Origin of the sequence: Kitasatospora sp. NPDC056184 (genome assembly GCF_042268405.1) — a bacterium.
Taxonomy (GTDB): domain Bacteria; phylum Actinomycetota; class Actinomycetes; order Streptomycetales; family Streptomycetaceae; genus Kitasatospora.
The window spans coordinates 49,735-55,741 of record NZ_JBHJUI010000040.1 but is presented as its reverse complement, the minus strand read 5'-3'; the positions used below and the strand labels follow the sequence as shown (position 1 = coordinate 55,741).

At 77.2% G+C, this 6,007-nt stretch carries 4 protein-coding genes; all 4 read right to left on the bottom strand.

Annotation, left to right across the window (positions count from 1 at the left end):
• Positions 1-110 precede the first annotated feature (110 nt).
• The 4 genes from ACFC0B_RS38995 to ACFC0B_RS38980 all read right to left on the bottom strand — a co-directional run bounded on the left by ACFC0B_RS38995 (position 111) and on the right by ACFC0B_RS38980 (position 5,948).
• Positions 111-1,700, bottom strand: coding sequence for a multicopper oxidase family protein (locus ACFC0B_RS38995; RefSeq protein ID WP_376097675.1), 1,590 nt, complete (start codon positions 1,698-1,700; stop codon positions 111-113).
• A complete protein-coding gene (locus tag ACFC0B_RS38990) occupies positions 1,697-2,269 on the bottom strand; it encodes a hypothetical protein (protein WP_376097672.1) in 573 nt (190 codons plus the stop codon). The genes ACFC0B_RS38995 and ACFC0B_RS38990 overlap by 4 nt, the downstream gene beginning before the upstream one ends.
• 317 nt (positions 2,270-2,586) lie before the next feature.
• Entirely contained in the window at positions 2,587-5,154 is a 2,568-nt protein-coding gene (locus ACFC0B_RS38985) for an FtsX-like permease family protein (protein ID WP_376097669.1), read from the bottom strand.
• Entirely contained in the window at positions 5,151-5,948 is a 798-nt protein-coding gene (locus ACFC0B_RS38980; protein WP_376097666.1) for an ABC transporter ATP-binding protein, read from the bottom strand. The genes ACFC0B_RS38985 and ACFC0B_RS38980 overlap by 4 nt, the downstream gene beginning before the upstream one ends.
• Positions 5,949-6,007 lie beyond the last annotated feature (59 nt).

The window sequence follows — 6,007 nt, the reverse complement described above, 5'->3', positions numbered from 1 at the left end:
CGCCGGGGGGGGGGCCCCCCCGGGGGCCCCCCCGGGGGGGGGGGGGGGGGGCGCCCGGCCCCCCCCCCCGCGCTCCGCCGAACGGGTGAAAGGAGTGGCCCGAGGGCCGTTCACTCCACGACGAAGTCCGCCATCATCGCCATGTCCTCGTGCTCCAGGTTGTGGCAGTGCAGCATGTACGCCCCCGGGTGGTCGGTGAACCGCACCAGCACCTCCACCGCCTCCGCCGGCCGCAGGTCCACGGTGTCCTTCCAGCCCGCGTCGTACGGTCCCGGGTCGCCGCCGTTGCGCGACAGCACCTGGAAGGCGTTCAGGTGCACGTGGACGGGGTGGTGGACGTCGCTGAAGAACCGCCAGATCTCGGTGCTGCCGAGCGCCGGGCTGGCGAGCGAGCGACCGGGCTGGTAGAGCCGGTTGTTGATGGTCCAGTCGCCGTCGCGGCTGCGGCGGAAGCCGAAGACCCGGGTGGCCGCGGCGTCCTCGGGGTCGAGCCGTTCGAGGGTGCAGAGCCGCTCGGGCACGGCCGAGTCGTCGCGCACCGGGCGCGAGCCGACCTCGAAGAGCATCACCTCCTCCGTCCGCCCGTCGCCGAAGCGGTTCATCAGCCGCACGGCGGTGCCGGCCGGGTAGCGGGAGAAGTCCACCACCAGGTCGAAGCGCTCGGCGGGGGCGATCTCGACCGCGTCGTGCGCGACCGGCGCCTCCAGCAGGCCGCCGTCGCCGCCGATCTGGACGAGCGCGTCGCCGCCGGACGGCTGCGGGTCGAGCTCCAGCCGGTAGAGGCGGGCGTTGGAGGCGTTGAGCAGGCGCAGCCGGTAGCGGGCCCGGTCCACCGCGGCGCGCGGCCACGGGGCGCCGTTGACCAGGACGACGTCCCCGAGGACGCCGTTCATGTACGCGTCGGTGACGCCCGGGACGGCGAGTTCCGGGTCGGTGGCCGGGTAGGCGAGGGAGCCGTCCTCGGCGAAGGCGCGGTCGGCGAGCATCAGCGGGAGGTCGCGCTCGCCGCGCGGCAGCGGCAGGGCGTCCTCCTCGTCGTCGTGGACGAGGTGGAAGCCGCTCAGGCCGCGCCAGACGGCCGGGCCGGTGAAGCCCATCCGGTGGTCGTGGTACCAGAGGGTGGCGGCGCGCTGGTGGCCCGGGTAGGCGTACTCGCGGGTGCCGGTGACCGTCCGGGCGGGGTCGGCGGCGGCCATCCCGGCCATCCCGGCCATCGGGTGGCCGGCGGCGTGGCCGGCGAGGTGGTCGGCGGACGAGCCGACCGGGAGCACCAGGTCCACCGGGTAGCCGTCGCTGTCGGCCGGGGTGTGGCCGCCGTGCAGGTGGACCACGGTGGGCACCGGCAGCTCGTTGCGGTGGGTCACCACCGTGCGGCGGCCCGAGCGGACGGACAGCGTCGGCCCGGGGTAGCTGCCCCCGTACGTCCAGGCCTCGGTCCGCAGTCCCGGCAGGATCTCCAGCCGGGCGACCTTCTGGGTGAGCTCGTAGTAGTCCGCGGTGGCGTCGGAGCGGACCGGGGCCAGCACGGCGGGCACCGGCAGCGGGACCTGGAACGGCTCCGGCAGCGGGACGTCGCTGCTCAGCAGCCGGCCCGGCCGGCCCTCGGCCAGCAGCCGGGCGGCCGCGGGGACGGTGAAGGCCCCGAGGGCGCCCGCGCCGAGCACGGCCGCGCCGGCGCCGAGGAACCGGCGGCGGTTCACGGCGCCACCTCCACCGGTCCGGTGCCGCTGCCGGCCCCCGTGCCGGACGGCCTGGGCAGCCGCCCGGTGCCGTCCTCCGCCGCCCGCGGGACCGCCGACGGCGACCTCAGCGGCAGCCGCCACGCGCCGACCAGGGCGAACAGGTGCGCGCTGACCAGCAGCACGCCCAGCGTGACGTGCACGCCGACCGCCCGCTCGTAGCCCGCCCCGGTCTGCGCCCCGTCGGCGGCCAGCAGCAGCACCGCGGCCGCGAGCGGCCACCGCGGCCCGCGCTCCCCCGCCGGTCCGCCGGCCCGGACGACCAGCGCGGCCGCCAGCAGCTGGACGACCAGCACGCCGCCCAGCGCCATCGCGGCCACCTCGTGCGCCCGCAGCGCCTCGTAGTGGCCGTTCAGGAAGCCCGCGGCCAGCACCGTTCCGGCCAGTACCAGCACGGCCGAGGCGGTCGCGGTGCCGCGCAGCAGGAGCCGCGGCAGGCGGACCGCCGGGGGCGCCGGCGGACCGTCCGACGAACGCGCCGGGGGGAACAGCGGCAGGCGGGGCGTGCGGATCACCGGGGGACTGCTCAACGGTCGGCCTTCTCTCTGCCGGGCGCGCCGCGGCGGCGTGGGCACGCCGGGGTGACGGGCATGCCGGACGCGCTCGGCGCGGGAGGTGTGGGCGGGACAGCCGCCGCGGGCACGCGGCACCGGAACGGGCGCGGCCGCGAGCGCGGCTGATCACCCCTCACTATCGGTGCGGCGGGCGCGCTTTCCGGCGGACGACCCCGATCGCCCGCCTGTTCAGCGCGCCTTTGTCACCCGAACGGGCGGTGCGCCGACCCCGCGCGCACCGCCCGTCCACGCCCCCGGTGTGCTCCGGGAGCCCCGCCTCTGCTGCGCTGCCGCTACTGCTTCCCGCCGCTCGCGGCGACCGGGCCGGACCTCAGCAGGGCCCGGGCCGGCAGGGCCGTCGCGCCCAGGCAGAGCGCCACCGCCGCGGCGACCAGCGGCAGCGCCGTCCCGGCCGGGACGTGCGGCGCGGCGCCGGTGATGCCCCGGGTGATCGGCACCAGGGTGAGCCAGGCGATCACCGAGCCGACGCCCAGGCCGGCCGCGGCCACCAGCAGCGCCTCCCAGCGCATCATGTGGCGCACCTGGCGCCGGGTGGTGCCGGCCAGCCGGAGCAGCGCCACCTCGCGGCGCCGGTCCAGCACCGTCATGGCCAGGGTGTTGGCGGCCGTGACGGCGGCGAACCCGCCCAGCACGCCGGCCATCACCGCGTTCGCCCAGGAGCCCATCTCCTGCGACTTGTCGGCCTGCGCCGCGAAGCCCGCCCGGTCGGTCACCGTCAGCCCGGGGACCCCGAGGCCGGACAGGCCCCGGGCCACCGCGGCCCGGTCGGCGCCGGGCGCGTCCGCGACCAGCACCTGGCTGTCGAACCCAGCGGTGACGTGCTCCGCGACCGCCGCCCGGGGCAGCAGCACCTGGCCGAAGCCGAGCCCGCGCTCGTAGGTGGCGACCACCAGCGCCTTCGCCGCCGTGCCGTCGCCGAGCCAGAAGGGGACGTGCCCGCCGACCTCGACGCCCAGCGTCGAGGCCAGCTCGGTGGAGAGCGCGACGGTGTCCGCGGCGCGGCCCAGTTCGGCCAGCGAACCGCCGCGCACCCCCAGGTCGAGCACCTCGGGCAGCCGGGAGGGGTCGCCGGTGACGCCCAGCGCGGTGGCGGAGAGCAGCTGGTCGCCGTCCCGGTAGACGACGCCGGTGCGCAGCACCCCGACGGCCGCGTCCACGCCGGGCACCTCGGCCGCCTGCTCGACGACGCCGGTCGTACCGGGGGCGGTGACGGGCAGGCCGGGGCCGGTGGAGCCGAGCACGTGGTCGGCGGTGATGCCGGCGCGCACCTGCTCGCCGGTCTCGTGGCGGATGGTGCTCTGCATGAACAGCAGGGTGCCGCAGAAGGCGGTGACCATCGCGATCGGCGTGATCGCGGAGGCCAGCCGGCGGGCGTTGGCGCGGGTGTTGTCGGCGGCCAGCGAGCCGGGCGCACCTCCCGCCCGCAGCGGCAGGCCGAGCAGGGCGGCCGCGCCGCGCGCCACCCACGGGCCGAGCAGGGCGACCGCGACCAGGAAGGACATCACCACGCCGAGCGCGGTGTTGGCGGCGTCGGCGCCGTCCAGCTTCGCGGCGACCCCGGCGAGCACCACGCCGCCGGCCGCGGCGACCACACCCAGCACGGTGCGGACGATGCCGAGCCGGGCCGGTTCGACGGCGGCCGCGCCGAGGGCCTGGACGGCCCGCAGCTTCGAGGGGCGGCGGGCGGCGAAGAAGCCGGCCGTGAGGGCGGCGAGCGTGCACAGCACGACGGCGGCGAGCATCGGCAGCGGGCCGACGGACAGCTCGACGTCCGCCGGGACGGCGCCGCGCTCGACCATCCCGTCGAACCACCAGCGGGCCAGGGCCACGCCGGGCAGGATGCCGAGCGCGGCGGCGAGCGGCGCGACCAGCATCGCCTCGGTGGCGATGGTGCGGCGGATCTGCCGCGGGGTGGCGCCGACGGCGCGCAGCAGGGCGAACTCGCGGGCGCGCTGGCCGGTGGCCAGGGCGACGGTGGAGACGACCACGAACACGGCGGTCATGGTGGCGGTGCCGCCGAAGGAGCCGCCGATCGCGGTCAGCATCACCTTGGCCTCGTTGAGCAGGGGCTGCTCGACGGCACCGCGCCCCTTGCCGCTCAGCACCTCGGCGGCTCCGCCGACGGCCTGCTCCACCTGCGCGGTCAGGGCCTTGCGGTCCACGCCCTCGCGGGGCTGGACGGCGATCGCGTCGACCCGGCCGGGGTGGCCGGAGAGGCGGTCGGCCTGCTGGTCGGCGAACCAGGCGGTGGGGCCGTCCTGCTGGGTGGCGGCGAGGCCGGAGATCCGGTAGCCGCCGCTGCCGCCGGGGGCGGTGAGCGCCACGGTGGCGCCCGGCGCGAGGTGGGCGGCGCGCGCCGTGTCGGCGTCCAGCACGACCTCGCCCGTGCCGGGGGCGCGGCCCTCGACCAGCTTGTCCTGCGGGCCGGCGATGCCGAGCGCCGCGAAGCCGCGGCCGGTGAGCGGGCCCAGCGGGGCCTGCGCCGTGCGGGAGGTGTCCTGCACCGGGAAAGCGGTGTCGGGGCGGGCCGCGGCCACGCCGGGCTGTCCGGCGATCCGGGCCACCAGCGCCGCGTCCACCCGGGCGCGTTCGGAGATCGGCTGCTCGTGGGTCTTCGTGCCGTCGTCGCTCTCCTTGTACTCGATGGTGACGTTCGGGTCGGCGGCCACCACGACCGGCGCCCCGGCGTACCGGACGGACGGCACCGAGGCGGTGATCCCGGTCTGCAGCAGCGTGCCGCAGGCCATGATCACGGCGGCGCCGAACAGCAGGGCCACGAAGGTGCCGACGAAGGACGCGGGCCGGAACCGCACCGAGGCGCGGGCGAGTCCGTTGCTCATGCCGCCGCCCCCATCGGGCGCGCGGTCAGGCGGACCATCCGGTCGGCGACCGCCTGCGGGTCCGGGTGGTACAGCTCGTCGGCGAGCGCGCCGTCGGCCAGGAAGACCACCCGGTCGGCGAACGAGGCGGCCACCGGGTCGTGGGTCACCATGACGACGGTGGCGCCCATGGTGTCCACCGCGCGCCGCAGCAGGCCGAGCACCTCGTGCGCGGTCGTGGTGTCCAGCGCGCCGGTCGGCTCGTCCGCGAACAGCACGTCAGGCGCCGTGACCAGCGCACGGGCGATCGCCACGCGCTGCTGCTGACCGCCCGACAGCTCCCCGGGGCGGCGGCGGTCGTGGTCGCCGAGACCGACCTGGGCGAGCAGTTCCTTCGCCCGGGCGCGGTCCTGGCGCTCCCCGGCGAGGCGCTGCGGGAGCAGCACGTTCTGCAGCACGGTCAGCGAGGGCAGCAGGTTGAAGGACTGGAAGACGAAGCCGATCCGGTGGCGGCGCAGCTTGGTGAGCCGGTCCTCGCTCAGCCGGGTGATCTCCTCGCCGCCCAGGTAGACCTGGCCCTCGGTCGGGCGGTCCAGGCCGGCCGCGCACTGCAGGAAGGTGCTCTTGCCGGAGCCGGACGGCCCCATCACGGCGGTGAAGGTGCCGTGGCCGAGCGCCAGGTCGATGCCGCGCAGGGCGTGCACGGTCTCGCCGCCGCGACCGTAGCTGCGCCGGACGCCGCGCAGCTCGATCGCGGCGTGGGCGGCGGGGCGCCCGGTCGGCTCGGGCTGGGGACGGGAACGGCGGGGTGCCATGGTGGGGCCTTCCTTGATGGATCGTCGCTGGTCGTCGACGTGTTCCAGGCTAGGAAGCC